This window comes from Candidatus Desulfolinea nitratireducens (genome assembly GCF_982879505.1).
On record NZ_CEYOSI010000351.1, the window covers coordinates 1 to 2,162 of the forward strand.

Consider the following 2,162-nt stretch of genomic DNA (forward strand, 5'->3'; position numbering starts at 1 on the left):
AGGCGATTCCAATTTCTGGTTTTGGGTAGTGATGAGGAGGGCGCATCCTGGCAAAGCGCTTCAGGTTTTTGAGAATATTGGGGAGCTCGGCCCCCATCCGGACATCTGCATAGGTTTCAGGCTCCGCTCCATCAATCGAAATCCAGAGCACATCCAGGCCGGCATCAATCAATCGCTGCGATATCTTCTCGGTCAAAATTGTGCCATTCGTAATCAGCTCGACTTTGACACCCAACGATTTGGCTTCTGCAATCCAGTCAATTGTTTTGGGATGAAAGAGCGGTTCCCCAATCCCACCAAAATATACGCTGGGAATTGGATCAAGTTTCTTCAATCCATCCATGATGCCCGCAAAGGTCTCTTCGGTCATGCGACCCATGGGCTGCTCCCAGCCATTTCGGAAGCAGGTGATGCAGTCCAGATTACAGGCGACTGTTGGTTCAATATAGACTTTGGTGAGATGCGTTACCGGTCTGTGCATACGGACGAAATTTTCCCCTTCATCCAGGCGCACTTTGGCACCAGGCTGTAACCCATAATTTGCTACTACATCTGGTGGCAGGATCAGCCGACCATCTTGATCGACTTCAGCCCAGGCAGTTGTTGGTTTTGTTGTTGCACTCTCTGGCCTGATTATTTTCGGGGCGGTCATTTCTGTGTATAAGTCCATAATAAATTGTACCTTGCTATGGGTATAAAACAGGGTGACATTGATCGCACATTGTAGGTGCAATTAGTCTTATTTGCTGTTTCATTCTGGAATTGATAGAATTGATAAAATGAAGCTTAGCATATGGTTCACACGCCTTTTTAGCTTGTTATCCTTATGGATGCGATGCAAAACCCTTCGGCGGGAGTGATAAGGATCTGTTCCCTTCGGGAACCTTTGTTGGGAGCAGTAAAGGCGTTGTATCTGTGCGGACGCATCGAAAACCGATATTGAAGGAACCACTTTTAGGATCGTTGAACAGGCGATCTGAAACTATTAAATGATCACTCGAGCTGTTCCAGGAGCCACCTCTTATCACGGGATACATGCCTTCTTCTGGCCCTGCAGGATTATGGGCTGGAGAACTGAGATAATAATTCTCATCGTAGAAATCACTTACCCATTCCCAGACATTCCCAGCCATATCATATAGGTCATAGCCATTGGGACTGTAACTACCAATTTTTTCAGTATCGATATTGTTGCAAGCATCATTATCATCGAACCTGGCTCCGTTCCTGGCTCCAATTTCGCATACGGGTGATTCATCTCCCCAGGGAAAGTGATTGCCTTCCAAGCCACCCCGAGCGGCCTTTTCCCACTCTGCTTCTGTCGGCAGGCGCGCGCCGCGCCAGGCACAATATTTTTTGGCTTCATCCCAATTAACATTAATGAGCGGATAATCAGCGTATTCCGGATTATCGTAATAGCTCCTGCGAGAATATGAACTTTCATAGGCGCTCGTATCTGTAGTGGATTCGCACATTCCTGTTTTCTCGCAAAGAGCATATTGACTATTCGTGACCTCATATTGGTCAATATAAAAATCGTCCAGGATAAGGGCATGAACCGGCTCTTCGTCATCTGCCCCATTATAACCGCCCATTTCGAATGCCCCAGAGGGGACCAGTGCCATAACTATGCCACGCTCATCAGTGAAAAAACTGCTGATACTTTCCGATTCTTCAATGGTATTACTGTTGCAAGAACTGGAAATAGCCAAAAGAAAGAATGTGGGGATCAGAACTAATTTATGAGGTTTCAGATTTAGCTCCTTGAAGGAGAGCAGGTATTCCTTGCAATAAATGTCTTATTTTATCATTTGTCTATAAAACGCATTGCTTTTGTCATATTATATCCCAGGGAGGTACAGCAGAAGCAAAAAACGCCATACTTTTGCATGGCGTTCCTTGGAAGGTATCTCAAAAACTACTTTGCTTACTTCTCTTTCTCGTATTTTTTAAATTTTTTATATCGCCGGGAAAAGCGCCAAAGTGAGGGGCCAATGAGAAGCAATAATATCACCCCAAGGATGAGGAATTCGGTCCAGCCAATCGTCCAGACCGGTCGACAGGCGAGAAGGCCGAGCAAGATCGGGATGAGAGCGAAACGAAATTTATAATTCATAAGCAGATTTTACCTGATTATCCTCATTTATCATTTCAAAATAATC

General features: G+C 45.3%; 3 protein-coding genes. All 3 read right to left on the reverse strand.

Annotation, left to right across the window (positions count from 1 at the left end; translation table 11 throughout):
- On the reverse strand, positions 1-670 hold a 670-nt coding region (locus AC3DOM_RS17685; protein WP_487920359.1), incomplete at its 3' end, for a radical SAM protein.
- Positions 671-824: 154 nt separating this feature from the next.
- A complete protein-coding gene (locus AC3DOM_RS17690) occupies positions 825-1,625 on the reverse strand; it encodes a formylglycine-generating enzyme family protein (protein WP_487920360.1) in 801 nt (266 codons plus the stop codon).
- A gap of 302 nt (positions 1,626-1,927) precedes the next feature.
- Entirely contained in the window at positions 1,928-2,116 is a 189-nt protein-coding gene (locus AC3DOM_RS17695; protein ID WP_487920361.1) for a hypothetical protein, read from the reverse strand.
- Between the last annotated feature and the right edge of the window lie 46 nt (positions 2,117-2,162).

What these genes read in the sequence shown, in the direction of transcription:
- AC3DOM_RS17695 (WP_487920361.1), bottom strand. Translation starts at nt 2,116, where the DNA reads ATGAATTATAAATTTCGTTTCGCTCTCATCCCGATCTTGCTCGGCCTT.
- AC3DOM_RS17690 (WP_487920360.1), bottom strand. Translation starts at nt 1,625, where the DNA reads ATGGCACTGGTCCCCTCTGGGGCATTCGAAATGGGCGGTTATAATGGG.